Below are 26220 nucleotides of genomic sequence, written 5' to 3'. Positions count from 1 at the left end.
GTCGGGATGGCAGGATTCGAACCTGCGACCCCCTGGTCCCAAACCAGGTACACTAACCGGACTGTGCTACATCCCGAGTACCCTTCAACAGGAGCGTTTTTGTTTAATGCGGTGCAAAGGTGGGTGTATTTTGATTAATACGCAAGCATCCTTCTTATTTTTTTATGCTAACCAATGTAAACACATTAATTATCATCGCTTTGTATTTAATTTTTTGTATGCTACAATTCTGTCCCCCCTATCTCCAGGGCCCCGATAATAGACAATTATGTCATATATATTTCTTGTCAAATTAAAACTTCCTTCTGCAGTTATATTATCTCTTTCCCTATTTTTTGTATCTAAAACAGTATACATATAGTCGTATCGCCCTTGTTTTAGTAGTGCCGACCCAAAATATTTTCTTGCCTTATCATCATAAACCATCTTGTATTCTTCATTCAGCTGCCATTCCGAAAATCCACCATACACATAAACATCTCCAGGGAAAGGCGTTTCTGCCTTTAGTGAGAAAATTACTTCCATATAGTCAGCTTCTAACCAATGATCTCTTTTCCCTGATGCATAAATCAGATAATTTCCATTGTAATCTACTCTTTGCTGATTGAAAGCTTTACCATTTCTTATTAAGTCTTCATGCAATCTAACCTTATTGAAGTTTTTCATCACATCTACAGACGATACTGTTGCTCCTCCACCATTGAGACTACTTGTCTCAAAAACTCTAAATTCATTTAAACCCCAGAAGGTATTCTCCCCATTCCCATATGAATAGTCTAATATATGCTCATGTCCACGAATAAATCTAGGCTTAAGGTTTTCTATAGAGTTATCCCATCTTCCATTTTGTAAAATGGCTACAGAAAAATCTCTCATCGCATTCACTACCGTAAGGTCACCGTAATTAACTTTAAAATCTATCTGTTGTTTGTACCTCCTCTCACTACCGTTTCTATCCACTACCTCACCCACAATTGCTGCAGTTGTTTCAGCTACCAGAAATCTTCTTGTGATAATTAGATCATTCTTATCCCCCTCTTTATAGACCTTCAATACATAATTACCGGACATTTTAACTTGCGGTAACTGAAATATAAAATGCACATAAGGGACCTTTGTACTCATTGAAAAATCGAATTCATTTAGTTTGAAAGAATTATAGTCTCTCATAAACTCAATTGGCTGTAACTCTGAAGGTGTCCAATCTCTATTGCAATGAACTATTTCGGCTTCATAATAATCTGCATCATCACCAAACACATCAAACTCCAAAACAAGTGGTGTTCGTTTATTCAAAAAGACAAAAGGAAGGTTAAGTTGTTTGTTTAACTGATCTCCACCAACGGCATATAACTGCACAGTTCTGACATTTGGGTCATATGTAAAATCAGCATATTTGATGTTCTTATTCTTATAACTGTCCAGTGTCACTAACTCCCATTTATTGGCTTGACCATATCCAGTAATTGAGAGTAACAGTAAAATTATAGTGTATGGTATAAATATATTTTTTCTTGTCATTGCTATTTTAGTTTATGGCAGTCATCAATTTAGAAGATTTATTTATCATTATTACTACCACAAGTATTAATTAAAATAAAATCTCTAAAACGAAATCTCCCATCTTAATATACACATCCTAAATACTAAGATTTAATTGAATCTAGAAAGTAAAACTGAACTAAGAATAATTATATTTTACAAAAATAAATGAATGATTATTCAATTTAGAATTATTCTCAATAAGTGTAATAATCACAATATTTTAATCAGATACGTGATTTTTCCAAAACTGCTTACTTATATTTACCGCCAAGATTATAACAAAATATTTGTAAATCTCTTTTTAATCTACTTTATTAGTAAAAAATACTCTGCTTGCATAACATTTTTATGTATTTGAGAGTTACACAATAAACAATAAACACACAATAATTTTTAGACACTATGATACAGATTGTGCAACAACTACTCTTTGTGGCTGCAATCGGTTTAACAGGGTATCTTGTAACCAAAAGAGCTAGATTCATTTATAGAAATATACAACTTGGAAAAAAAGACATAGAAGTACAAGGAGACAAAAACAAACGACTAGCAAACATGTTCAGATTAGCATTTGGACAACAAAAAATGTTTGATCGTCCGGTGGTTGGCATCATGCACTTTGCAGTTTATGCAGGGTTTCTTCTTATCAATATCGAAGTTTTAGAGATAGTAATTGATGGCTTAACAGGTCAACACCGAATTTTTTCAAATGTTATTCCTTCAGGAGTTTATCATTTCCTTGGTAGCTTTTTTGAAGTTATGGCCTTATTGGTAACAGTTTCTTGTTTTATCTTTCTAATAAGACGTAATGCATTAAGAATCCCGAGGTTTCACATGGACGAGATGAAAGGATGGCCCTACAGAGATGCCAACTACATCTTATATGCGGAAATAATTCTAATGACAATGCTTTTCTCAATGAATGCTACAGATGCTGTATTGCAAACACTAGGAAATGAGCACTACCCTCCTGTAGGTACTTTCGCTGTATCACAATTGTTTGTTCCCATTTTTGCAGGTTTATCAGAAACAGCTTTAGTAGCAATTGAACGCACAGCGTGGTGGGTACATATCTTAGGTATTTTTGCTTTTGCAGTATATGTCACATACTCTAAGCACCTTCATATCTTCTTGGCCTTCCCGAATACATATTTTGCTAAGATGGAACCTAAAGGACAAATGAGCAATATGGACTCTGTTACCAATGAAGTAAAGATCATGCTTGGTATGCCGGTAGATAACACTGATGCTGGAGAATCTGATGAAATGCCCACTTTTGGTGCAAAAGATGTTCAGGATCTTTCATGGAGGAATGTAATGAATGCCTATTCTTGTACAGAATGTGGTCGTTGTACATCACAGTGTCCTGCAAATATTACTGGCAAGAAATTATCTCCAAGAAAAGTGATGATGGACGTTAGAGACAGAGCAGAAGAAATTGGTAAAAACATCGATGCCAATGGCGGAACCTTCCAAGATGACGGAAAATCATTATACGGAGACTTTATTTCTAAAGAAGAATTAATGGCTTGTACATCATGTAATGCATGTGCTGAAGCCTGCCCTATCAATATAGATCCCCTTGGAATTATCTTAGACATGAGAAGATATGTTGCAATGGAGGAATCAGGAACACCACAAGAATGGAATATGGTCTTCCAAAATATTGAGAATAACCAAGCTCCTTGGGCATTTGCTGCTAGTGACCGTTTTAAATGGGGAGAAGAACTACGTACGCAAGAAATCAAGAAAACAAAAACTGAAGAACAAGACGCATAATAACAACACAAATGGCTGAAAATAATTTTCTAAAAGTGCCTACTATGGCCGAAATGGTAGAACAAGGCAAGCACCCTGAGGTTTTATTTTGGGTAGGTTGTGCTGGTTCTTATGATGATAGATATAAAAGAGTGATTACAGCTTTTGTAAAAATATTAAATGAGGTAGATGTTAACTTTGCTGTATTAGGACCTGAAGAAAGTTGCACAGGAGATCCTGCAAGAAGAGCAGGAAATGAATTCTTATTTCAAATGCAAGCAATGCAAAATATTGAGGTATTAAATGCTTACGAAATAAAGAAAATCGTTACTGCTTGTCCACACTGCTTCAATACGATAAAAAATGAATATCCAGCCTTAGGGGGAGATTACGAAGTATTGCATCACTCTCAGTTTTTGCAATCTTTAATTAATGAAGGACGTTTAACATTGGAAGACGGAAATGCTTATAAGGGCAAAAAAGTCACCTTCCATGATTCATGTTATTTAGGTAGATCAAACAATGTTTATCAGGCTCCAAGAAGTGTGATTGAAGCATTGGATGCTGACCTTGTTGAGATGAAACGTTGCAAAACAAATGGCCTTTGCTGTGGTGCTGGCGGATCTCAAATGTTCAAAGAACCTGAGTCTGGAAATAAAGATATCAATATCGAACGTACCGAAGAAGCACTAAAAACTGATGCAAAAGTTGTAGCAGTAGGCTGTCCATTCTGTATGACAATGCTGAGTGACGGCATAAAAAATAAAGAGAAAGAAAAAGAAGTTCAGGTAATGGATATTGCCGAGCTTGTTGCTTCTTCAAAAGGTCTTTAACCAAGTCTCTAGAATCTATTACTGCGAGTGTATATTAGTTATGCACTCGCTTTTTCTTTTTATATTGCGAAAAAAAAGATTTATGTACAAAAATTTAGACACACTAGCGGATTCATCACGCCTTTGGATATATCAATCAAATAGAGCTTTTACTTCAGAAGAAATCACTCTTATCAAAAACTCGTTACTACAGTTCACAGAATCTTGGAACGCACACGGTTCTGATTTACAAAGTAGTTTTGATATCCCTTACAATCAATTTATTGTCATTGCAGTAGATGAAAATACCGCTGCTGCTTCTGGCTGTTCAATTGATAAATGTGTAGGCGTTATTAAACAGATTGAATCGCATTTAAATATTTCCCTTTTTGAAAGAACAACCATTGCATACTTACAAGGCGAAGAAGTTGCAACATTCAAATTAAACGAAGCGAAACAACTAGTTTCGGAAGGCACTATCACCCCTACTACAAAGATTTTTGACAATACAGTACTTAATCTTGGAGACTTTAAATCGAAATGGATTGTTGATGCTGGAAACTCTTGGTTAAAAAGATATTTTGTCACAGCCTAATTAAACCTAAATAATGAATCAAAGAAATTTATTGATTGTTAGTACTTCTACCGTTCATGGTAAAGGCTATTTAGCTTATTGTGAAGATGCTATCAAATCATTTTTTGATGGAATTGAAGAAGTTATCTTTATTCCATTTGCCCGTCCTGGAGGTATTTCTCATGACGAATATACCAACGTTGCTAAAACCAAATTTAATGAGTTAGGATTCAAAATGCATGGTTTACATGAATTTGATAATCCTAAAAAGGCATTAGAAGAAGCTAAAGCCATTTTCACTGGGGGAGGCAACACTTTTGTTCTACTTGATCAACTTATTAATCAGGGCCTTATCGATGTTATCCAATCTAAAGTAAGTGAAGGATTACGTTATATGGGAACAAGTGCAGGTTCAAATATCACAGGTCTTACAATTAATACGACCAATGATATGCCTATTGTTCATCCAAAAACACTAAATGCACTAGCTCTAGTGCCTTTCAACTTAAACCCCCACTATTTGGATCCTGATCCAAATTCTAAACATATGGGTGAAACAAGAGAAACAAGAATCAAAGAATTCCATGCTTACAATGACCAGATAGTTGTTGGACTAAGAGAGGGATCTTGGCTTCATGTTTCTGGAAATAAAATAACGTTAGAAGGGCCTCTTTCTGCTAGAATTTTCGAAAAAGATAAAGTTCCATACGAACTTCAACCATCTGATGATTTCACATTTCTAATGGAACAATAATATTCACGGCTATAACTTTATATTTGTTATAGCCGTAAAAATACTAATATACTTATATTGATAAATTACAATTTGTATTCTTAATACATTACATTTGTAAACCAATGTCTATGAATCTTTACATTTTATCACACTATTAACCCACCACATTCTTCTTATAAGTTTTTCAAAAAATGAAAATAGATTACTACGAAATTCTAGGAATAGAAAAAGGGGCTGACAAACGACAGATTAAGAAGGCTTACTTAAGCCTTGCCAAAAGATACCATCCTGATGTAAATGGAAATAACGAAAGCTTTGAAGAAAAATTCAAGCAAATCAATGAAGCATATGATACGTTGATCAACGAAAGCAAAAGATTTCGTTACGATTATGGTATACAACAAGAAGACCTATATACTACTGAAAACACTTCAGCTCAGGAAGAAAACCGTTATTCAGAGGAACGCAATAAACAGAGAGAAGAAATAAAAGAAGATCTTGAGCAAGAAAAAGCTAAAGACAAAAAGAGCAAAAAGAAATGGATGCCATTAATGGTAGCAGGTTACGCTGCGGTAATGATTGGAATTGTATCTTTTTTCGTCCAACGCCAGAGTAAACTGGCAGCGTCTACGTATGAAAACGCAAAAATAAACCTTGAAGAAATGCATCTTGACCAAGCTATGCTCGATGTAAAAGAGCTAACAGAGTTAGATGCACATGATCAAGCAGATATTATTACAGCAGGTATTTATGTCTCAAAAAGACAAGCAAATAGAGCAATAGATTACCTGGAACCTAACTTACATAAATTCAAAGAAGACAATCAATTACTTTCAGATGCTTATTACTATTTAGGCAGAGCATATTTCCTAAGAAGACTAGAAAATAAAGCAACGGATTATCTCGAAAAATCTTTAGAATATTCATCAAATCCTAATGCAGTTTACTTTTGGCTGGGAAAATCACTAGGCGATTTAAAAATGGATTTTGCTAAGGCAGGTGATTTTTATGAAAAAGCTATCAATGATGATAATTATAAAGAAAGAGCTGTTTTAGAGGCAGGTATCGCTTATCAGAATAATCAACAATATGAACTTGCCAAAGATATGTTTATGCAGTTGGTAAATCACCCTACTTATAAAAAAGAAGTAAACTATTATTTGGGCTGGCATTATTTCCTCTACAAAAAGGACAGAGACAAGGCTTGTATCTTTTGGGAAACTGCCGCAAAACAAGGCAACCCCGAGGCTAGATATCAATACAGCAGAACTTGTGGAAGGATAGGGAATTAAAAAAGCCTAAGGTAATAACCTCAGGCTTAAAAGTAGTAATTCTCATTTCATATATTAATATCTTATATATATTTTATAATTCGTTTATCTTGTTTAGACCTAAATCTGTCACATCAGCAAAAGTTCCCTTTGGGCTGATATTTAGGTTGGTAACCAAACCTTCATCTTCGAATTGTTTTGCAATTTGATTTAAATCATAAGTACAAAGCGGTAAACCCATAATTTTAGCAAGATGCTGCATAGATTTCCCTTTGTTCATGCACAACCCTAAAAGAAGTTTGTTTGATCTGAAATTGAAAGACATGGCTGTTTAATACGAGGTTAAAAATTAGGTAAAAATTCGATACGTGACAAAAGTAGAAAAAAAAAATTCAACGATTAGCATAAATTCGCTACCATTTAAAAAAAATTAACACAGACTTTGGTCATCAAACTTGGTATTAGCTATTCTTTTCTATCAATCATAAATAAATTATTGTAATTTTGTCATGACAAATAGTCATACGATAAAAAATTATTTTACCCTTGATGGAGAATAGAGAATTATTATCAATAAAACAAAGATTTGGTATTATAGGAAACGCACCTAGTTTAAATCATGCGATTCAAGTAGCAGCTCAAGTAGCAGCTACTGATTTGACTGTAATGATTACAGGTGAAAGTGGTTCCGGTAAAGAATCTTTTTCAAAAATAATACATCAATTAAGTGCCCGAAAACATGGTAAATTCATCGCTATTAACTGTGGAGCAATTCCTGAGGGAACAATAGACTCTGAGCTTTTTGGTCATGAAAAAGGCTCATTTACAGGTGCAAATGAAACTAGAAAAGGATATTTTGAGGTAACAGACGGCGGAACAATTTTCCTAGATGAGATTGGTGAGATGCCTGTAGAAACTCAAGCTAGACTTTTAAGGGTTCTCGAAAATAAAGAATTTATTAGAGTTGGATCTTCTAAAGTATTAAAAACGGATGTAAGGGTCGTTGCTGCGACTAATGTAAATCTTCTTAAAAACGTCCAAAAAGGAAAATTTAGAGAAGATCTCTACTACCGTTTAAATACTGTACCTATACAAGTTCCTCCTTTAAGAGAAAGAGGTAATGACATTGAACTTTTATTCAGAAAATTTGCAACAGATTTTGCTGAACAATACCACGTTCAACCTTTATCGCTTACTCCGGAAGCAAAACATGTACTTATCAACTTCCCTTTCCCCGGAAATATTCGACAGCTCAAGAATTTGGCAGAACAAATGTCTGCACTTGAGTTAAACCGTCTTGTTACTCTAGAGACGATGCAGAAATATCTCCCTCATGCTACTAGTAATAAACTTAGAGTTTTAGAGAATGAAGATCAGGGATTAAATGAAAGAGATATTTTATACAAGGTTTTATTCGACATGCGACAGGACATGAATGATTTGAAAAAAATTGTTCTTCAGTTAGCACAAGGTAAAACCAATGCAAATACTGTCATTCAAGAAAATCCTAAATTATTTAGTAGTGTAATTGATGAACACAAGACATCATCAACTACAGCACCTATGTCAAATGAAACAGGTTTAACGGTAAGACCTAATACCACCCCTGTGAAATATACCCCTCCAACTCCTCCTACTCAAGAACAACCAATTATTATAACAAATGATGATGAGTATTCTGAAAATACTTACGACATCGATAATATGGTTGAGGTAAAAGAAGAAGAGGAATCACTTTCAATTGAGAAAAAAGAGAAAGAATTGATCATCAAAGCACTTCAGAAGAATAACAACAAAAGAAAGTACGCTGCACAAGATCTAGGAATTTCAGAGAGGACACTTTATAGAAAAATCAAACAATACGAACTTGATGAATAACATAAAATTCAGTTATAAATATTTAATCATCTGTTTTTTAGCAATATCCGCTTGTACAGGTGTGAAATTCACATTCTCAGGTGTCAATATAGACCCTAGGATCAAAACTTTTTCTATTGAGCCCTATACAAATGAGGCTTCTGATGGCCCTGCAACCATGGCCTTTCAGTTTACTGATGACTTAACGCAGTATATTCTAAGAAACACAAGTTTATTACCTGCCCCTCAAGGTCAAAAAGGCGACATTGAATTTAGTGGAGCTATAACAGGTTATAGAGTTACTCCTGTATCTCCTGGTGGTGGCGAGAGTCAGCAAACGCAACAACAACGTTTAACGATCACTGTAAAAACCAATTTTATCAACAACTATGATGATGAAAAAAGTTTTGATCAAGGATTCTCATTTTTCTATGACTTCCCAGGTAACCAAACCGTTCAACAGGTCGAAACAGAGGCAATTGACGTGATTTTCGAGCAAATTATCTACGATACTTTCCAAAAAGCACTAGCAGATTGGTAAAGATTAATGTATATTTGGATATGGATGGTTATACTGTCCATATCCAATTATAATGAATCCCCCATCACACTACTTTTTTAATACTTACTGTGGATCTAACTTTGATTGAAAAATGGCTTAAGAACCCACAATCGGTTTCTTATAGAGATATTGATGATATTAAAGCAGCTATCGAAAATTATCCTTATTTCGCTGCCCTTCATGTGCTTTTAGCTAAAGCTGAAGAAGGTAAAGCCGAATATGTGAAGAGTGCTGCTGCTTATGTTACCCACCGACCTTCTCTTCAAGCTTATTTAAATACAACATTTGACAGTGATATCAATCTTCCCGATACTTCTGGAATTGAGATTGAAAGTGATGAACACGAAACACTGGATAAACTCTCAGATGATAACAATGATTACTTATCTATAAGTGATGAGAATGAGGAAGTAGATGATATTTTAGAGCATATCACTAACGAAAGTGAAGCTTCAACAAATCATGTCATTGAAGAAGAAGTACCTGATGAGGATAATGATTCTATAGTTGATTCAGCAGAAGATGAAAGTAATTTCATTTCTGAAACACAAGAAGTTGATGAAGCTACTTTAGAAGATCAGATATTAAATGATCTAGAACATGCTGAAGATTTACAATCTACTGAAGAGGTAGAACAAAAAGTTGATACAAGTATTGCAGATGAAATTTTAGCAGAATTAGCTAAACTTTCAGCTCAACAAGAACAACCTGAAGGGTCAGAACCCACTTCTTTTATGAATGAAGAAGAGGAAGACAAAAAAAATGATGAGGAAGAAATCATTTCTAACCACACCATTGAATCTGAAACTGCCTCTGATTTCCAAGAAGAGCAAATAGAAGATGAATATTCAGCAGTAAATGATGCACCATTAGCTTCTCCAGAAGATGAGTCTAATAATATCATGAGCTCTGAAGAAATGATGGATCGTTTCCAAGGGTTTTTAAATACTAAGAAACAATCGGAAGAAGAGATCATAAAAGATTTATCTGAAGATGAAAATATCGATTCAGATACTCTATCTATTACATCGAAAGAGGAAAATAAAGTAGAAGAGACTTCGGATGGGTTTACTGAGTACTCCTTCCCTAGTTATGACACTTCTAGCTTTGATGAAACGATTAAAGATGAGGATTACCTCCATAGTGTTGATAATATGAATGACGAAAACATCATTGATTTCAACAACTTTGACCCTGTTCAAGTTGACAAGAAAGGGCATCAAAAAAATATTATTGATAATTTTATTGAAGTTCATCCTAGCATTTCTCAGAATGAATTAGATCTGGAAGAGCAAAATCTTGAACAAATCGACCTATCCGATCAGGCATTACAAGGTTATAGTATTCCACAAACTGAGAGTTTCGCCAAATTGTTAGAGAAACAAGGAAAAAAAGACGAAGCAATCTCAATTTATCAACATCTTATCTTGAAAAATCCAAATAAAGCTAGTTTCTTTGCAGAACGGATTGAATTCTTGAAAAAGGATTAACATAAAGCATTAACATTACAATACAATGATGTACTTTTTTATAATCCTAATCCTTATCATCGCAGTGCTTCTTACTTTATTAGTATTAGCACAAGATTCTAAGGGTGGTGGATTTACAGGTGATATGGGCGCTGCTAGTAGCTCAATGATGGGTGCGAGAAGAGCATCAACTTGGATTGAAAACGCAACTTGGGTGTTGGCTATTTCTTTATTTGTATTGTCAATTGGTGTAAACATTTTTATTCCAAAAGACAACTCTGCAAATATCCAGACATCAAACAGTATCGAGAACGCAGCTGATATGCCTGTTCCAACTACTCTTCCTGAAACTCCTGAGGAAGCACCAGCAGAAACTCCTGCTGAATAATATATCAGAAAAGATATTCTAAAAAAGCCATTACAAACACTATGTTTTGTAATGGCTTTTTTTATTTCTTACCTCCATAAAACTGCATATTAATAGAACTGAAGATTTGAAAACTACTTTGCCCTACTCCTTGAGAATATACAGCGTATTGTGGCTCTATAAACAGGTTAAAAACTGTAGACCCTAATTTCAGTACTTTACCATAACCTATTCCGATGGGAAAGTTATATTTACTATTGGTGAAATCCATGGTCCAAATGGGTGCACCTCTTAGATAATTCCCTTTACCTAACTGAAAGAAATAAAAAGGTTGTATTGCTGCCAAATTTTCATCCGCATCCAATGCGTTTCCCTGATTATCGGTAAGTTCAGAATCTTCTCCTACACCTACTGTCCATGTCACTAATCCTCCCCATTGAAACATTTTTGATTTAGCAATGAAGAGTACCAAAGCTCCACCAACTTGCCAGTTATTTGCACCCAGACTTACATCATAATTATTGACCAAACTCCCTCCAGGACCACTAACAGTAGAAACCGCTGTTGAGGTAGGTGCAAAAACCATCGGTCCTACACCAAACTGAACAGGAGAAGACGAGGAAGTTGCTAAATAGGTTGCAAATAAGTTGAAATCACCTAACCCTGTTACTGAAGAATTATCTGATGGGCGGTTTACTGTCAATGTTGGCAACGTTGCTCTGAAAAGGATTTTACCTACAGGTTGAGCATACCTAAAAGACGTAACCATATTCATCCCATCTACTCCAGTTAAACCGGTTTGATAGTTAAACTGAATATTAAATGCCTTTAGGTCGGCTAATGGGTTGTTTGCATTGGCAGATGCATCTGCTGCTCCTGACTTTTCATCTTGAGCAAGTAAAGAAAAAGATAAAAAAACACTAAACAGTACTATGAATTTTAAGCTTCTCATTTTCAGTAGTAATTGGTAATAGTTTTAAAATAACCTATATCAGTCGCTACATAACTAAATCAGTTTACCACTCTGAAAAAATTAATATCATTCCTTTGTTTGAGTATAAAAAAGGCTGCTAGAATGTAACTTCTAGCAGCCTTTTTATTTATTTCAATATGTTGATTACATATTCAATGCTCTATCTCCTGTTGCAGCAAGACAAGCTTCTTTAATTGCTTCAGAATAAGTAGGGTGAGCATGTGACATTCTAGAAATATCTTCTGCTGACGCTCTATACTCCATTGCAACAACTCCTTCAGAAATCATATCTGCAGCTCTAGGGCCAATGATGTGCATACCTAAAATCTCATCAGTTTCTTTGTCTGATAAAACTTTAACTAATCCATCAATATCCATAGAAGCTCTTGCTCTACCTGATGCTCTGAATGGGAATGAACCAGACTTGTAAGCTCTTTTCGATTCTTTCAACTCTTGCTCAGTATATCCTACAGACGCCACTTCTGGCCAAGTATAAACAACACCAGGAATCAATTTATAATTGATATGAGGCTTTTGACCGTTGATATGCTCTGCAACAAACACACCTTCTTCCTCAGCTTTATGCGCCAACATAGCACCTTTTACTACATCACCAATAGCATAAATACCATCTACAGAAGTTTGTAAATGTTCATCTACCTCTACTCTACCTCTATCGTCTAATTTTACACCGATTGCTTCACAGTTCAATTTATCAGTGTAAGGACGACGACCAATAGAAACTAAGCAGTAATCACCTTTGATTTCTACTTCTTTTCCTTTTTTGTCAGTTGCTTTAACAACAACTTCTTCGCCTTCTACTTTAACTGAATCAACTTTAGTTTTTAGGTTAAATTTAAATCCTTCCTTCTTAAGAACTCTTTGGATTTCTTTACCCATTGAAACATCCATTGTAGGAATTAAAGCGTCTGCATATTCTACTACAGTTACTTCTGCTCCTAATCTTGCATAAACAGAACCTAACTCAAGACCAATTACACCACCACCAATTACGATAAGGTGCTTAGGAATTTCTTTTAATTCTAATGCTTCAGTTGAAGTGATAACTCTTTTCTTATCAAACTCAATAAACGGCAACATTACTGGCTTAGAACCAGTTGCAATAATTGTCTTTTGAGAATTGATGATCTTAGACTCTTCACCTTCAATCTTGATTGTATTTTTATCTACAAACGACCCAAAGCCGTGGTAAACATCAATTTTATTTTTCTTCATCAAGAAAGCGATACCGTCAGTAGTTTGTTTAACTACTTCACCCTTTCTTGAAATCATTTTACCAAAGTTAATTTTTGGAGCTTCTGCTTCTAAACCATGCTCAGCAAAACGGTGTACTGCTTGATGGTATAACTCTGATGAATCCAATAGTGCTTTTGAAGGAATACATCCAACATTTAAACATGTACCACCAAGAGTATTATATTTTTCGATTAAGGCTACTTTCATGCCTAATTGTGCTGCGCGGATAGCTGCAATATATCCACCAGGACCTGAACCTATAACTGTTAAGTCGTATGTCATAACTGTTCCTTTACAAGGTTTTTTAAGTATCAGAATCAAGACAGTAAGCTGACAAGATTCTTTGTTTGTGTAGTGTAATTAAAATGGCTCATGCAAAGATCTGCATGAGCCTAAGCATATGTTTATTCAATTAAACATCCAATAGTAATCTAATTGGATCTTCAAGAAGTTCTTTCACTCGTTTTAAGAAGCTTACAGACTCTCTACCATCAATGATTCTATGGTCATATGACAATGCCACATACATTATAGGGCGAATTTGTACTTCTCCATTAATAGCTACTGGTCTCTCCACAATATTGTGCATACCTAAAATCGCTGATTGAGGTGCATTAATAATTGGAGTTGATAACATAGAACCAAATACACCACCATTTGTAATAGTGAATGTACCGCCTTCCATTTCTGGAATAGTTAATTTGTTATCACGAGCTTTCAAAGCAAGACGTCTTACCTCTTTTTCAATACCTGCCAAGCTTAATGATTCAGCATTTCTGATTACTGGAACCACTAGACCTTTTGGTGCAGAAACTGCGATTGAAACATCTGCATAATCATTGTAAACGATTTCGTTACCATCGATGTATGCATTTACTGCAGGCCACTCTTGTAACGCAACAGTTACCGCTTTAGTAAAGAAAGACATAAAGCCAAGACCAATCTCGTGCTTGTCTTTGAACATCTCTTTATATTTCTTACGCAAGTCCATTACAGGCTTCATGTCAACTTCATTGAATGTAGTCAACATTGCTGTTTCATTCTTAACAGAAACTAAACGACGAGATACTGTACGACGTAATGCAGTCATTTTCTCTCTACGTTGTACTCTATCTTCAGGGTTAGCTGCAACTGGTGCTGCCGCTGCCTCAGATTTCTTAGCTTCTTTCTTAGGAGCTGCTGTTTTTTGAGCTTTCTCTGCATCTTCTTTAGTGATACGACCATCAACACCAGTACCTTTTACTGTTGCAGGGTCGATACCTTTCTCAGCTAAGATTTTTGCTGCAGCAGGAGAAGCATGTCCCGTTGCATATGTTGAGTTCGAAGAAGTTGGAGCAGACGCACTAGCTTCAACTGCAGGTGCCGCTTCAGAAGTTGCTGCAGGAGCATCACCTTCCATTACTTCAATTTTACAGATAGGAGCACCAATTTCTAAAGTATCTCCTTCTTGAGCAATTACACGAAGAATTCCTTGTGCTTCAGCAGTTAATTCGAATGTAGCTTTATCAGATTCGATTTCACATAATAAATCATCTAACTCTACAAAATCACCATCTTCTTTTGTCCAAGTTGCAATTGTCACTTCAGAAATAGATTCACCTACTGTAGGTACTACCATATCTAAAACTTCGCCAGTTGCTTTAGGACCTTCAGACGCAGCTGCTGCTGGAGCTGATTCAGATGTAGCTGCTGCTTTTGGAGCACCTTCACCTTCTTCAATTGTACATAATAAAGCACCAATTTCTAAAACAGCATCTTCTTGTGCATCTGGAGAAATTGTAATAACTCCGTCTGCTTCTGCTACTAGTTCGAAAGTTGCTTTATCTGATTCTAATTCACAAAGAACATCATCAAGTTCAACAGTATCGCCATCTTCCACTAACCATTTTGCAACAGTTACTTCTGTGATTGACTCACCGACAGCTGGAACAGTCATTTGTAAGCTCATAGTTTTTTATTTTTAGGTGACGGAACCTTCTCAGCACCGTCACAATAGTTCTAGACTAATTTCTTTTTAAATTTATAGTGAGGAATACCTACCTCCTCGAAAAGCTCTCCTTCTTTATCGTATTCAAGCTTAACGTAGAATTTTTCAGCTACTTCTCTCGCATGGAGTGTGATTAATTCAAACCCGTTGTCCAATGCAAAAACTTCACTGAATTGAACCATCAAAGAACCTAACTTCTTCCCTCTCTGATCCTCTCTAACAGCCACCTGACGCATTTTTACTTCTTGAGGTGTTATTGGTTTTAATACAAGGCAAGCAACCACCTCATCAGAATCATTCATCGCTACTAAATGGTAACTATCGAATTCTTCTGATAATTCCTCTTCAGAAAATTGTAGGCCAAGCGGTTTACGTAAAACCTCATCACGTAATGCTACTGATAATTTGTGTTCAGGAGAATTAAAAGCTACTTCTTTGATAATCATGATTAATATATATTATAGGTCCTCTTTATCGAAAGCTACAGAAACGATTCTCTCAGTTTCTTCTTTATGTACTTTAGGGAAACCTGTTGCTGGTGAAGCTGATGGTCTACGAGCCACTAACCTCATCTTAATCAACTGCTCCTCATTTCTGTAAGCTCTCAAGATAAACGTCCAATAACCCATATTCACAGGTTCTTCTTGTACCCATTTCAATGACTTATGATTCGAATATCTCTTTAAAATTTTATTTACTTTTTTCTCAGGGAATGGGTGGATTTGTTCAACACGAACAATTGCCACGTCATCTCTGTTGTCTCTTTCTTTACGCTCTAACAAGTCGTAATACATCTTACCCGTGCAAAGTAATACTTTCTCTACTTTTTCTGGGTCTTTTACTGATGCATCATCATAAACTTCCTCAAATTTACCTTTTGTGAAGTCTTCTAATGAAGAAACACACTTAGGGTGACGTAACATAGACTTAGGAGACATTACAATTAATGGCTTTCTGAAGTCCCAAGTTAACTGTCTTCTGATTGCATGGAAGAAGTTTGCTGGAGTTGTAAAGTTACCAACTACGATGTTGTACTGCGCTGCTAATTGCAAGTATCTTTCAGGGCGAGCGTTTGAGTGCTCAGGTCCTTGACCTTCATAACCATGTGGCAATAACATCACCATACCATTTGATCTACCCCACTTACTTTCACCTGAAGTAATGAATTGGTCGATCATAGTTTGAGCGCCATTTGAGAAATCACCGAATTGTGCTTCCCAAATTGTTAAAGCATTAGGGTTAGCCATAGCGTAACCATACTCAAAACCTAAAACACCATACTCAGAAAGTAAAGAGTTATAGATATAGAACGGTCCTTGTAACTTACTAATGTTTGCTAGAGAGCTGTACTTCTCATTTGTTTCAGCATCGTTTAACACAGCATGACGGTGAGAGAAAGTACCTCTTTGAACATCCTGACCTGATAAACGAACGATCTTACCATCTAATAATACAGAACCATAAGCCATTAATTCAGCAGCAGCCCAGTTGAACTCCTTCTTATCGAAGAACATTTCTTTACGCTCTGCAATTAATTTATCAATTTGTTTTAAAGGTTTGAAACCTTCTGGAACTGTAGTGATCGCATGACCAACTGCCTCAACAGTAGTTTCTGAAATTGATGTATTTGGAGATTCATCAAAATCAGCTTCCTTACCTCTTTTAAGTTGTTTCCATTGGATTTCCAACTCTTGTGGACGATATGGAAGTGGGTGTTGACGAATATTGTTCAATCTATCTTGTAATAGACGACGGAACTCTTTATCCATCTGCTTCGCTAATTGAGCATTCATTTCCCCTTGTTCGATCAACTTTTTAATGTAGATCTCTCTTGGGTTCTGGTGCTTAGCGATAATATTGTAAAGTTTTGGTTGTGTAAACTTCGGCTCGTCAGATTCATTATGACCATGACGACGGTAACACACCATATCAACAAAGATATCTCTGTTATAACGTTGACGGAATTCTACAGCCAACTTCATTGCGTAAGCTACTTCTTCAGGATGATCACCATTTACATGAAGTACTGGAGATTCAATCAACTGAGAAACATCTGTACAATAGATTGATGAACGAGCATCCTCGAAGTCAGTTGTAAAACCTACTTGGTTGTTAATTACGAAGTGGATAGTACCTCCAACATCGTAACCAGCTAGGTTAGACATTTGTACTGTTTCATAAACAATACCTTGACCAGCGATTGCTGCATCACCATGTATTAAGATAGGTAAAATACGTTTAGAGTCTTTTTCGTAGATAGAATCTACTTTCGCTCTAACTACACCTAAAACTACAGGATCAACTGCTTCTAAGTGAGAAGGGTTTGGAGATAAATCCAAACGCACTTTTTTACCATTATGAGTTTCAATTTGAGAAGAGAAACCTAAGTGATATTTTACATCACCGTCTCCCATTGTTTCGTCTGGTACTGCTTGACCTTCAAACTCGTTGAACACCTCGTCGTAAGTTTTACCCATTACGTTGGTTAAAACGTTCAAACGACCACGGTGAGCCATACCAATAACTACTTCTTCAACACCTAAATCAGCACCTGTAAAGATCGCTGTATCAAGACCAGCAATTGTAGATTCACCACCCTCTAGTGAGAATCTTTTCTGACCTACATATTTAGTATGTAAGAAGTTTTCAAAAACTACCGCCTCATTTAATTTACCAAGGATACGTTTTTTATCCTCCTGCGAAAATTCATGATTTGGATATTCATTTTCGATTTTTCCTTGGATCCAAGACAATACTTCTGGCTCACGGATTGACATAAATTCAAATCCAATTTTACCAAAATAGATCTTATCCAAGCGTGCAATGATTTCAGATAATTTCGAATTACCCATCCCTAAATAAGAACCTGCTGAAAACACAGTATTCAAATCAGCCTTAGATAAACCAAAGTCTTCTAATTCCAATCTTGCATGTCTGTCTTTTCTTTTTCTTACAGGGTTTGTATCAGATACTAAATGTGCTCTAGATCTGTAAGCATTAATTAGTTGTCGAACTGCTACTTCTTTTTGTAGCATTTCTTCTGAAATACCTCCTTTTACAGAAGAAGATGTGTTTGCGCTTGAGTTTGTTGTCGAGTTTCCGTCTAGTTCTGGGTTTTCTCCGAATTTCTCTAAAGAAAATTCAAAACCCTCAAAAAATCTGCTCCAAGATTCATCAACTGAGCTTGGATCTTGCTTGTATGCTTCATACATCTGTTCGATGTAATCACCATGAGCATTTGCTATGTACGAATATTTGTCCATGTGTCTTTAGTGAGGTTAATTACTTGCTCGAAACAAACATAGCAAAAGTATTTTAATCATTATATTTGAACACGCAAATACACAAATATACTATACAAGAAATTGTAACACAGGATTTATAACAGAGTTGTATACAATTGTATCAAATACAAATTTTAATATTTGTAAATGACTTATTTTCAATTCTTTACAAAAATGAACATTTAATCACTTATAAATAGGATTAGATTAATCTAAAAAAATCACACATTAATCAATTACATAAATTTTTTATTTATAATACTTTTTTATCTTTATATGATAGAAATTGTACGTTAACTAAAAATTGGAAATCTATTCATTGCATGAAGCAACTTTTTCTGCTGTTTATATTTATTCTTTCGTCATTTACTACTCCTGCACAAAACTCCTATTCTAACAGTGGTGACAAAATCATCAAAAATCATGTACTCAGAGTCGGCGTCCGAGAAGATCCTCCTTTTGTTATAAAAGGTTTAGATGGAACCTTTTATGGTTTAAGTATAGACTTATGGCACATGGTAGCTGAAGACCTACAATTGGTATATGAATTTGTAGAATACGAACATATGCCTGGGCTAATTTTGGGGTTGTCAAGAAAAAAAATTGACATCTCCGCCAACCCTATGCCTGTAAGTAGTACAAGAATTCGCCAATTAGATGTCACCTATCCATTTATGACGACCTCATTGGGTGTCGTGGTCAAGAAAAACAAACAAGACGAGATTACTATATTCTTCTCTAACTTATTTTCTTATGGATTCTTAAAGTTATTTTTCACTTTGATCATCATTGTATTCCTTTTTGGAACCTTAGTATGGTGGGTAGAGAAAAAATATAACGCCAAAGACTTTAGAGATGGAATTGAAGGAATTATGGATGGAATTTGGTGGTCTACTGTTACTATCACAACGGTAGGTTATGGTGACAAGACGCCTAAAACAACATTAGGAAGAGCAATTTCTATGGTTTGGATGTTTATAGCCATCAGTTTAATTTCAAGTTTTACCGCAACTATCACTTCCACTTTAACTTTGAATCAATTAGAATCCAAAATCAATACAATTGAGGATTTAAGAAAGATGAAAGGTAAAATTGGGGTAACGGCTCACTCCGGTGCAGAAAGCTATTTACTAAAACATCAGATCAATCCTGTTTCTTATGTAAAACCTGAAGAAGGTTTAGAGGCATTGGAATCTGGAGAAATCATGGCTTTCCTTCACGATAAGCCCATTATGCGTTATCTAATAAAAGAGAATGGCAATGAAGATAGATTTGAGGTACTTCAATCTAACTTTAAACAAAATTACTATTCATTCTTTATGCCTAGAAACAGCAGAATGTATAAAAAAGTAAATACAGAAATTGTTGATAATATAGATAAAGATTCATGGCATAGGCTATTGCAAAAATACAATATGGATGACATCAACTAAGACGAAGAAACAAGAGTTAGGTGTTAAAGGAGAAGCTTTAGCGATCGACTATTTAAAAGCCAAAGGTTATGAGATACTAACTCAAAACTACCGAAGTGGCAGAAATGAAATTGACATTATCTGTCGACATTTAAAATTCCTCATCTTTATTGAAGTAAAAACTAGGTCAGATCTTCTGTTTGGCACTCCTGAAGAGCAAGTCACCGAAAAACAAATGGATAATATTACAGAAGCTGCAATAGATTATATGGATACACAAGATTGGAGCTTTATAGTAAGGTATGATATCGTAAGTGTAGTAATAAATTCCTCAGGAAATCATATACAGCATTTTGAAGATGCTTTCTAAAAAAATCCCCTTTCCAACCGAATATTTAGGGACATCGTTGGAAAGGGGATTATATTTATTTAATACCTAAACTTAATTAAGCATTTACTTGATCATCTTTAACCACACCTTCTTTAATAGCTTCAACAATAGAAGGATCTAATAAAGTTGAAGTATCACCGAAGTTATCAGTTTGACCTTCTGCAATCTTTCTCAAGATTCTACGCATAATTTTGCCTGATCTTGTTTTTGGCAAACCACGAACGATCTGAACTTTATCCGGTCTAGCGATTTTACCAATTTTATCGATAACAATATCGAGGATTTCAGCTTTAAACTCAGTGATTGTACTCATTTCTAAAGCTTCAGAATCACATACAACGTAAGCGTATATACCCTGACCCTTAATCTCGTGAGGGTAACCTACTACAGCAGACTCAACTACACCTTTGTGCATATTGATTGCATTTTCAACTTCTGCTGTACCAATTCTATGACCAGAAACGTTCATTACATCATCTACTCTACCCATGATTCTGTAATATCCGTCTTCATCACGTCGACAGCCATCACCTGTAAAGTATAAACCTTTAAAAGTAGAGAAGTAAGTATCTTTACAACGTTTGTGATCTCCCCATGTAGTTCTCAACATTGAAGGCCAAGGGTACTTAATACATAAGTTACCTTCTACACCTTTACCTTCGATCTCGTTCCCTTCAGAATCTACAAGTATTGGTTGGATACCAGGAAGAGGAAGCGTTGCATAAGTTGGTTTCGTTGGGATAACACCAGCAACAGGAGAAATCATAATACCACCTGTTTCTGTTTGCCACCAAGTATCAACAATTGGACATTGTCCTTTACCGATATGTTGATGATACCACTCCCAAGCCTCTCTGTTAATCGGCTCTCCTACAGTACCTAAAACTCTTAAAGAATCTAGTTTATATAATTCTACATATTCTAAACCTTGTGCCATTAACGCTCTAATCGCCGTTGGTGCTGTATAGAATATATTCACTTTTAATCGATCAACAATTCTCCAGAAACGACCTGCATCTGGGAAAGTTGGAATGCCTTCAAACATTACAGAAGTAGCTCCTTCTAGTAGTGGTCCATAAACGATATATGAGTGACCAGTAATCCATCCGATATCCGCTGTACACCAGTACACATCATTTTCTTGGTATTGGAATACATTTCTGAATGAATACCAAGAGTAAACCATATAACCACCTGTGGTATGTACCACACCTTTAGGCTTACCAGTTGACCCTGATGTATATAAAATGAATAAAGGATCCTCTGAATCCATTACTTCTGGATCACAAACATTTGGAACAGATTTCACCTCATCATGCCAATAAACATCTCTATCAGCATCCATTTTCACATCAGCACCTGTTCTTTGATAAACAATAACTCTCTCGATTGCCTCACATTGGAAAAGTGCTTCGTCTGCAATTTGTTTCAATTCAACTACCTTGTTCCCTCTTGGACCTTGGTCAGCTGTAATTAAAATCTTAGCACCAGCATCATTAATTCTATCTGCTAGTGCTTGTGCTGAAAATCCACCAAATACTACAGAGTGAATCGCACCAATTCTAGCACATGCTAAAACCGCGATAGCCAACTCTGGAACCATCGGCATATACAAACAAACACGGTCACCTTTTACTACGCCATTTCTTTTTAAAACGTTCGCAAAAAGACAAACTTGTTCATGTAATTCTTTGTACGTAAAGATTCTATCTTTTTCGTGGGGGTCATTGGCTACCCAATGAATTGCTGTTTTGTCGCCTCTTGATAAAAGGTGTCTATCAAGACAATTTTCTGTGATATTCAATTTACCATTCAAATACCACTGTACGTTATAGTCGTTAAAATCGTACTCGACAGTCTTGTCCCATTTTTTTCGCCAAACAAACTGCTCGGCTACTTCTGACCAAAAACGTTCTGGTTCGGACACACTGCGTCTATAGGCTACAGCGTAGTCTTCAAGGTTGTTAATTCTGCTAATCATAGTGTTTTGTAAAGTTTTAGTAATAGAAACCTTTTGGTCTCATGAAATTTATAATTACTGAAGTGTTTCGAGGGTTGAATATAAATAGTTGAGCAGAAAATCACTATACATAAGTATACCTACGCTAATATGGTATACTTTACTTTTTTGTTTTCCATGAAATGACCATGAATTTATCTCCTAAATCTGTAATCATAGATGATGTATCTTTTAAGTTTTCCTTGTTAATCACATAGGTCAACAATTCACTATGGTTCATCACCTTATAAGTTGGAGCGTAGGCATCAGATTCCAACCTAGGGATGTTGTATTTTTTCACCCAATTCATCACAGAAACATGGCTTACACCTACAATTCGTTCAATTTCTCTATATGGAACACCTTCCAAATATAACTGTAATGCTTTGACTACATATTTCCTTTCTATCTCTCTTCCTTTTTTACTTACGGTAAAGAAATACCCACAATCTTTACACTTATATCGCTGTCGGTTTTTCACAAACCCACTTTTGATATATTCTGTACTTTCACATTTCGGGCAACAATTTTCTTTTAAATTCATTAATTAGTGAATGTATATTTCCTTAATATTACTCTAATTTCAAATGTATATTACTATACTTTTTTTGCATAGATATACTTAATTAGCAAAATTGACGTAAAAGTAACACTAATTAAATGAAATTTAACAATAAGTGGATATCAATTTAAATCTTTACAGTTTGTTATTTTGACAAATAAACAGATTAACATGAATCATTTTGATTACTGGAAAAGAGAAGAATAATCAACCAAATATTTACAAAACCTCAAAATCATTAATTATTACCAATAGGTCTCTTGATATCTTCTTTTTGTATTCTATTCCTTTTTTCTTTCACCTAAATTTTAAAGCGTTACTAGTTTATCGAAAAAACACTAAATTTGAATATCACTTTATTTTTTTAGATGACAGCTATTACGAGATCATTCATTCTACTCTACTTAATTGTAATCTGTTCATGCGGATTTGATCCTAATGAATTCAATGATATTGGCCTTGAACCTTTAGAAGAGAAATATTTTGCTTTTCCATTGATGAAAGGTGATATCTATCTAGAAGATTTATTACCACCCTCTTCACAAAGTCGAGTGGATAAATCTAATGTACCTTGGGTTTTAGAATTCAAAACCTGGTGGACTGAGGCAGAAAAAGAGAATCAACCTGCGCTACTTACAGGTAGTGATATATTATCCGGTGAATTATTTTTCCTAACTCCGGAAACTACTTTGCCTGAACTATTCACTCAAATAGATCATACAGTAGAATATTTGGTACCTATTACGGTCTCTAATCAGTTATTTGAAGTCAATGAAGTGCATGTTAAAGAAGGTCACTTTACCATAACTATTAAAAACAATAACGCCGCTAATAGTCGTTTTAGGTTAGAGTTACTTCATATTAACTCTGGAGATACTACTGTTCAAAACTTCACTTCATCACTATTCACAGCTGATGAAACCAAGGATGTTACGCTTAATTTCAACAATAATGCAATCAATAATTCAGGAGACACTTCAACTCAGTTGAGGTTATCAAACAGGTCAGCCAATACTTCTGAAATTATTTCATTTCAGATTCCAGATCCTACATCCATAGACTATACTATTGATGTGATCAGTCATATTAACTTCACTCCTGTTGTAGATATCAATTTAAAACTTCCTGTACCAAAACAGGTATTACCTATTGATATCTTTGACACTACTCTAGAAGAAGGTGAAGTGGTCTTATCAGCATTTGAATATCAACTTATTACGTATAGTACTTTTGGTATTGATGTACTTGCAGGAAATATTGAAACTTATGCCGTAAGTAGTATTGACAGCACAGAACATCCTCTGGAGTTTAGCAAAACAACCATTGGAAGAAGTTCCACTCATGGAGAAGAATTTATTGACACATTATTCACCCAACAAAAAGTTGGAATCTTCAACAAGAAACCAAATAAGATAAGTATTCAAGGGCAAATGTCTTTTGAAATGAATAGAGGTGAGATTTATTTCATTGATGAGAATTCATATCTAAAGACTAACAGTTTCTTTAGAGTTCCATTTTTATTAGGATTAAAAGATGTCGCGTTTTCTGAAATAATAGTTTTTGATGAGCAATACCAAGAAAGTATCAGTTTTCTGGATTCTGCTATTTTATCTTTAGAATTTGAAAACCACTTCCCTATGGATGGTTATCTTTCTATCTATACATTGGATGATACAGTAGATTACACACCTTATCAAATAGATATTAGTCAAGAGTCTGGTAATAACACACTGAACTTTATGAAAGCGCCAAGTTTAGACAGTATTAGTGTCAATAATACTGGTGGACATGTAAAAACTAAGATTAGAATTACAGGAGAAGATGCACAAAAGATCATTTCCTCAAATTTTGTAGAAATAAAAGGTACCTTTAGTACACCAGACTTTCAGGTGGTTCCTTTCTTCCCTGAACAAAAAATAAATATCAGTGCAGGTTTGAGTGCCACCGTAAAAATTGACCCTAATGAATTTTAAAGTTCACTATCTATACTACTTCATTTTTTTAGTTACTCTAGGTTTTCAGCAAAAAGCCTTTGGTCAGGAAGAGTACATGCTTTACTTTATGAAAGACATGCCTCAATCCTCACAACTTAACCCTGCCCATAAGTCGGTATATAAAACTTCGATCGTACTCCCATCTTGTTATGCAAATGCGGAATCGACTGTTTTTTCTTACAACCATATTTTTACCAAAGGAGAATATACTCAAAACATAGATTTAGAAAAGCTTTTCCAAAATCTGAAAAACCAGAACATTATTGAAGGTAATGCAGCTTTAGATGTTTTTGGTATTTATATCACATCTGACAAAGTGAGCCTTAACTTTTTCATTAGAGAGAAGTTAAATAGCTTTTCTTATATAGATAGTGATTTAGGTGAGTTATTATCAAAAGGCACTGCTCATCCTGATAATTTAGGACAGGTTTTCAACCTAAATCCTACTCTTGAGGTTTCTCATTACAGAGAATATGGAATGGGCTTTAATTACAACATCAAGGATCGAGTTACCATCGGCTTCAATGCCAAGTATTTATCAGGTATCGGCAATATCAAAATGAATTCTGCAGATATCACAATACAAACAATTGATGCTTCGAATTACCCAATTGTAATTGGAGTACAAGGACCAATTAATACAACAGGACTTACAAATATTTTTGATGCATCGGGAAACTTTGACTCTGACGGTATACTAGCATACTTGGCTGGAGGTGCTGGCCATGGTTATTCATTTGATTTTGGAATCACTTACCAACACACTGACAACTGGTTATTTGAATTTGCTGCGACCAATATTGGACAAATTCATTGGAGAAATGGACGAAGAGATTACGAATTGGGAGCTGATAGCTATAATAGTTTTAGACTCGAAGGGGCCACTCCTAACGATTTGTTTTCTAATAATTCTGAAAATATTTCTAACGCACAATACGATTCTATTTCTGCATTATTTGATATGCATGTAATGGATAGCCAAGAACAGATTGACTATACGACTACATTACCCCTTAATGTAAATGGTGCTGCCAGTTATGATTTCGGGCATAAATTTATCATTGGTGCTACAGTAGGTTTCAGCTATTATGAAGAATACTTTAACCCTAAAGTCTCAGTGAGTATGAATAAAAGATTTGCTGATTTTATAGGCCTTGGAGTAAGTTATTCTGCTGACAAAAGTGGTATCAATAAAATTGGTGCAGCAGTAACTGTTGGTTTCCCTGGATTAAAAGCCTATGCAATGTCTGATGATGTCGTTAAAATCATCAGTGACTGGCAAGAAGCCCAATCATTAGGTATTCGATTTGGTATCAATCTGAATTTTGGGTATGTCAAGAAAAACTATCTCAACAAAAAGAAAACTAGGGCCAGTCAAATCATGGAAGCTAAGTGGTAAATCTAAAAGTG

The 26220-nt window shown here is 35.2% G+C and carries 22 protein-coding genes and 1 tRNA gene; 13 read left to right on the top strand and 10 right to left on the bottom strand.

The annotated features are described in order from the left end of the window. Position 1 precedes the first annotated feature (1 nt). Positions 2–76 (bottom strand) — tRNA-Pro (locus QL232_RS22950). A 116-nt stretch (positions 77–192) separates the two neighbouring features. Next, on the bottom strand, positions 193–1521 hold the full coding sequence (locus QL232_RS22945) for a DUF5103 domain-containing protein (protein WP_281615913.1): 1329 nt from the start codon (positions 1519–1521) through the stop codon (positions 193–195). A 426-nt stretch (positions 1522–1947) separates the two neighbouring features. Here QL232_RS22945 and QL232_RS22940 point away from each other — a divergent pair, with 426 nt between their 5' ends. The 5 genes from QL232_RS22940 (at position 1948) to QL232_RS22920 (ending at position 6717) form a co-directional block, all read left to right on the top strand. Beyond that, on the top strand, positions 1948–3324 hold the full coding sequence (locus tag QL232_RS22940) for a (Fe-S)-binding protein (protein WP_348646762.1): 1377 nt from the start codon (positions 1948–1950) through the stop codon (positions 3322–3324). Between the two features lie 11 nt (positions 3325–3335). Continuing rightward, the gene (locus QL232_RS22935; RefSeq protein ID WP_281615912.1) at positions 3336–4136 is read left to right on the top strand and encodes a (Fe-S)-binding protein; all 801 of its coding nucleotides are present in this window, start codon (positions 3336–3338) and stop codon (positions 4134–4136) included. Between the two features lie 82 nt (positions 4137–4218). Beyond that, positions 4219–4710: a hypothetical protein gene (locus QL232_RS22930; RefSeq protein ID WP_281615911.1), complete on the top strand. Its 492-nt coding sequence runs from the start codon at positions 4219–4221 to the stop codon at positions 4708–4710. Positions 4711–4723: 13 nt separating this feature from the next. Beyond that, positions 4724–5443, top strand: coding sequence for a dipeptidase PepE (gene pepE, locus QL232_RS22925; protein WP_281615910.1), 720 nt, complete (start codon positions 4724–4726; stop codon positions 5441–5443). A 173-nt stretch (positions 5444–5616) separates the two neighbouring features. Continuing rightward, positions 5617–6717: a DnaJ domain-containing protein gene (locus QL232_RS22920; RefSeq protein ID WP_281615909.1), complete on the top strand. Its 1101-nt coding sequence runs from the start codon at positions 5617–5619 to the stop codon at positions 6715–6717. A gap of 73 nt (positions 6718–6790) precedes the next feature. On the opposite strand, the gene QL232_RS22915 is transcribed toward QL232_RS22920, so the two are convergent. After that, positions 6791–7021 (bottom strand): hypothetical protein, encoded by a 231-nt coding sequence (locus tag QL232_RS22915; RefSeq protein WP_168881246.1) that lies wholly within the window; start codon positions 7019–7021, stop codon positions 6791–6793. A gap of 224 nt (positions 7022–7245) precedes the next feature. On the opposite strand from QL232_RS22915, the gene QL232_RS22910 reads away from it, so the two are divergent. The 4 genes from QL232_RS22910 (at position 7246) to secG (ending at position 10972) form a co-directional block, all read left to right on the top strand. Beyond that, positions 7246–8574: a sigma-54 dependent transcriptional regulator gene (locus tag QL232_RS22910; RefSeq protein WP_281615908.1), complete on the top strand. Its 1329-nt coding sequence runs from the start codon at positions 7246–7248 to the stop codon at positions 8572–8574. Continuing rightward, complete coding sequence (lptE, locus tag QL232_RS22905) at positions 8567–9094, top strand: LPS assembly lipoprotein LptE (protein ID WP_168881248.1); 528 nt, start codon at positions 8567–8569, stop codon at positions 9092–9094. Before QL232_RS22910 ends, lptE begins: the two co-directional genes overlap by 8 nt. Before the next feature lie 89 nt (positions 9095–9183). Continuing rightward, on the top strand, positions 9184–10605 hold the full coding sequence (locus QL232_RS22900) for a hypothetical protein (protein ID WP_281615907.1): 1422 nt from the start codon (positions 9184–9186) through the stop codon (positions 10603–10605). 25 nt (positions 10606–10630) lie between these two features. Further along, positions 10631–10972: a preprotein translocase subunit SecG gene (secG, locus tag QL232_RS22895; protein WP_168881250.1), complete on the top strand. Its 342-nt coding sequence runs from the start codon at positions 10631–10633 to the stop codon at positions 10970–10972. 61 nt (positions 10973–11033) lie between these two features. Here secG and QL232_RS22890 read toward each other — a convergent pair whose 3' ends face one another. The 5 genes from QL232_RS22890 to QL232_RS22870 form a co-directional block, all read right to left on the bottom strand. After that, positions 11034–11903 carry a hypothetical protein gene (locus QL232_RS22890; RefSeq protein WP_281615906.1) on the bottom strand — a complete coding sequence of 290 codons (870 nt, stop codon included), beginning with the start codon at positions 11901–11903 and terminating at the stop codon, positions 11034–11036. A gap of 165 nt (positions 11904–12068) precedes the next feature. Then, positions 12069–13463, bottom strand: coding sequence for a dihydrolipoyl dehydrogenase (gene lpdA / locus QL232_RS22885; protein ID WP_168881252.1), 1395 nt, complete (start codon positions 13461–13463; stop codon positions 12069–12071). A gap of 130 nt (positions 13464–13593) precedes the next feature. Continuing rightward, positions 13594–15129, bottom strand: a complete 1536-nt coding sequence (gene odhB / locus QL232_RS22880; RefSeq protein ID WP_281615905.1) for a 2-oxoglutarate dehydrogenase complex dihydrolipoyllysine-residue succinyltransferase — start codon at positions 15127–15129, stop codon at positions 13594–13596. A 50-nt stretch (positions 15130–15179) separates the two neighbouring features. After that, entirely contained in the window at positions 15180–15614 is a 435-nt protein-coding gene (locus QL232_RS22875) for a GNAT family N-acetyltransferase (RefSeq protein ID WP_281615904.1), read from the bottom strand. Between the two features lie 12 nt (positions 15615–15626). Next, the gene (locus QL232_RS22870) at positions 15627–18431 is read right to left on the bottom strand and encodes a 2-oxoglutarate dehydrogenase E1 component (RefSeq protein ID WP_168881255.1); all 2805 of its coding nucleotides are present in this window, start codon (positions 18429–18431) and stop codon (positions 15627–15629) included. A gap of 344 nt (positions 18432–18775) precedes the next feature. Between QL232_RS22870 and QL232_RS22865 the strand changes: the two genes are divergently transcribed. Beyond that, a complete protein-coding gene (locus tag QL232_RS22865) occupies positions 18776–19885 on the top strand; it encodes a transporter substrate-binding domain-containing protein (protein ID WP_168881256.1) in 1110 nt (369 codons plus the stop codon). Further along, positions 19872–20234 (top strand): YraN family protein, encoded by a 363-nt coding sequence (locus QL232_RS22860; protein WP_281615903.1) that lies wholly within the window; start codon positions 19872–19874, stop codon positions 20232–20234. The genes QL232_RS22865 and QL232_RS22860 overlap by 14 nt, the downstream gene beginning before the upstream one ends. Before the next feature lie 76 nt (positions 20235–20310). On the opposite strand, the gene acs is transcribed toward QL232_RS22860, so the two are convergent. Then, complete coding sequence (gene acs / locus QL232_RS22855; RefSeq protein WP_168881258.1) at positions 20311–22236, bottom strand: acetate--CoA ligase; 1926 nt, start codon at positions 22234–22236, stop codon at positions 20311–20313. A gap of 139 nt (positions 22237–22375) precedes the next feature. After that, positions 22376–22798, bottom strand: a complete 423-nt coding sequence (locus QL232_RS22850; RefSeq protein ID WP_168881259.1) for a helix-turn-helix domain-containing protein — start codon at positions 22796–22798, stop codon at positions 22376–22378. Positions 22799–23184: 386 nt separating this feature from the next. Here QL232_RS22850 and QL232_RS22845 point away from each other — a divergent pair, with 386 nt between their 5' ends. Together QL232_RS22845 and QL232_RS22840 are read left to right on the top strand one after the other, a co-directional pair. Further along, positions 23185–24789, top strand: coding sequence for a hypothetical protein (locus QL232_RS22845; RefSeq protein ID WP_281615902.1), 1605 nt, complete (start codon positions 23185–23187; stop codon positions 24787–24789). Further along, the gene (locus QL232_RS22840) at positions 24779–26209 is read left to right on the top strand and encodes a DUF5723 family protein (RefSeq protein WP_168881261.1); all 1431 of its coding nucleotides are present in this window, start codon (positions 24779–24781) and stop codon (positions 26207–26209) included. The genes QL232_RS22845 and QL232_RS22840 overlap by 11 nt, the downstream gene beginning before the upstream one ends. The last annotated feature ends 11 nt before the right edge of the window (positions 26210–26220 follow it).

Source organism: Flammeovirga sp. SubArs3 (genome assembly GCF_947387565.1).
GTDB classification, from domain to species: domain Bacteria; phylum Bacteroidota; class Bacteroidia; order Cytophagales; family Flammeovirgaceae; genus Flammeovirga; species Flammeovirga agarivorans.
The sequence above is the reverse complement of the archived record's forward strand: the minus strand, read 5'-3'. Positions and strand labels throughout refer to the sequence as shown.

What these genes read in the sequence shown, in the direction of transcription:
- QL232_RS22945 (WP_281615913.1), bottom strand. Translation starts at nt 1,521, where the DNA reads ATGACAAGAAAAAATATATTTATACCATACACTATAATTTTACTGTTA.
- QL232_RS22940 (WP_348646762.1), top strand. Translation starts at nt 1,948, where the DNA reads ATGATACAGATTGTGCAACAACTACTCTTTGTGGCTGCAATCGGTTTA.
- QL232_RS22935 (WP_281615912.1), top strand. Translation starts at nt 3,336, where the DNA reads ATGGCTGAAAATAATTTTCTAAAAGTGCCTACTATGGCCGAAATGGTA.
- QL232_RS22930 (WP_281615911.1), top strand. Translation starts at nt 4,219, where the DNA reads ATGTACAAAAATTTAGACACACTAGCGGATTCATCACGCCTTTGGATA.
- pepE (WP_281615910.1), top strand. Translation starts at nt 4,724, where the DNA reads ATGAATCAAAGAAATTTATTGATTGTTAGTACTTCTACCGTTCATGGT.
- QL232_RS22920 (WP_281615909.1), top strand. Translation starts at nt 5,617, where the DNA reads ATGAAAATAGATTACTACGAAATTCTAGGAATAGAAAAAGGGGCTGAC.
- QL232_RS22915 (WP_168881246.1), bottom strand. Translation starts at nt 7,021, where the DNA reads ATGTCTTTCAATTTCAGATCAAACAAACTTCTTTTAGGGTTGTGCATG.
- QL232_RS22910 (WP_281615908.1), top strand. Translation starts at nt 7,246, where the DNA reads ATGGAGAATAGAGAATTATTATCAATAAAACAAAGATTTGGTATTATA.
- lptE (WP_168881248.1), top strand. Translation starts at nt 8,567, where the DNA reads ATGAATAACATAAAATTCAGTTATAAATATTTAATCATCTGTTTTTTA.
- secG (WP_168881250.1), top strand. Translation starts at nt 10,631, where the DNA reads ATGATGTACTTTTTTATAATCCTAATCCTTATCATCGCAGTGCTTCTT.
- QL232_RS22890 (WP_281615906.1), bottom strand. Translation starts at nt 11,903, where the DNA reads ATGAGAAGCTTAAAATTCATAGTACTGTTTAGTGTTTTTTTATCTTTT.
- lpdA (WP_168881252.1), bottom strand. Translation starts at nt 13,463, where the DNA reads ATGACATACGACTTAACAGTTATAGGTTCAGGTCCTGGTGGATATATT.
- odhB (WP_281615905.1), bottom strand. Translation starts at nt 15,129, where the DNA reads ATGAGCTTACAAATGACTGTTCCAGCTGTCGGTGAGTCAATCACAGAA.
- QL232_RS22875 (WP_281615904.1), bottom strand. Translation starts at nt 15,614, where the DNA reads ATGATTATCAAAGAAGTAGCTTTTAATTCTCCTGAACACAAATTATCA.
- QL232_RS22870 (WP_168881255.1), bottom strand. Translation starts at nt 18,431, where the DNA reads ATGGACAAATATTCGTACATAGCAAATGCTCATGGTGATTACATCGAA.
- QL232_RS22865 (WP_168881256.1), top strand. Translation starts at nt 18,776, where the DNA reads ATGAAGCAACTTTTTCTGCTGTTTATATTTATTCTTTCGTCATTTACT.
- QL232_RS22860 (WP_281615903.1), top strand. Translation starts at nt 19,872, where the DNA reads ATGACATCAACTAAGACGAAGAAACAAGAGTTAGGTGTTAAAGGAGAA.
- acs (WP_168881258.1), bottom strand. Translation starts at nt 22,236, where the DNA reads ATGATTAGCAGAATTAACAACCTTGAAGACTACGCTGTAGCCTATAGA.
- QL232_RS22850 (WP_168881259.1), bottom strand. Translation starts at nt 22,798, where the DNA reads ATGAATTTAAAAGAAAATTGTTGCCCGAAATGTGAAAGTACAGAATAT.
- QL232_RS22845 (WP_281615902.1), top strand. Translation starts at nt 23,185, where the DNA reads ATGACAGCTATTACGAGATCATTCATTCTACTCTACTTAATTGTAATC.
- QL232_RS22840 (WP_168881261.1), top strand. Translation starts at nt 24,779, where the DNA reads ATGAATTTTAAAGTTCACTATCTATACTACTTCATTTTTTTAGTTACT.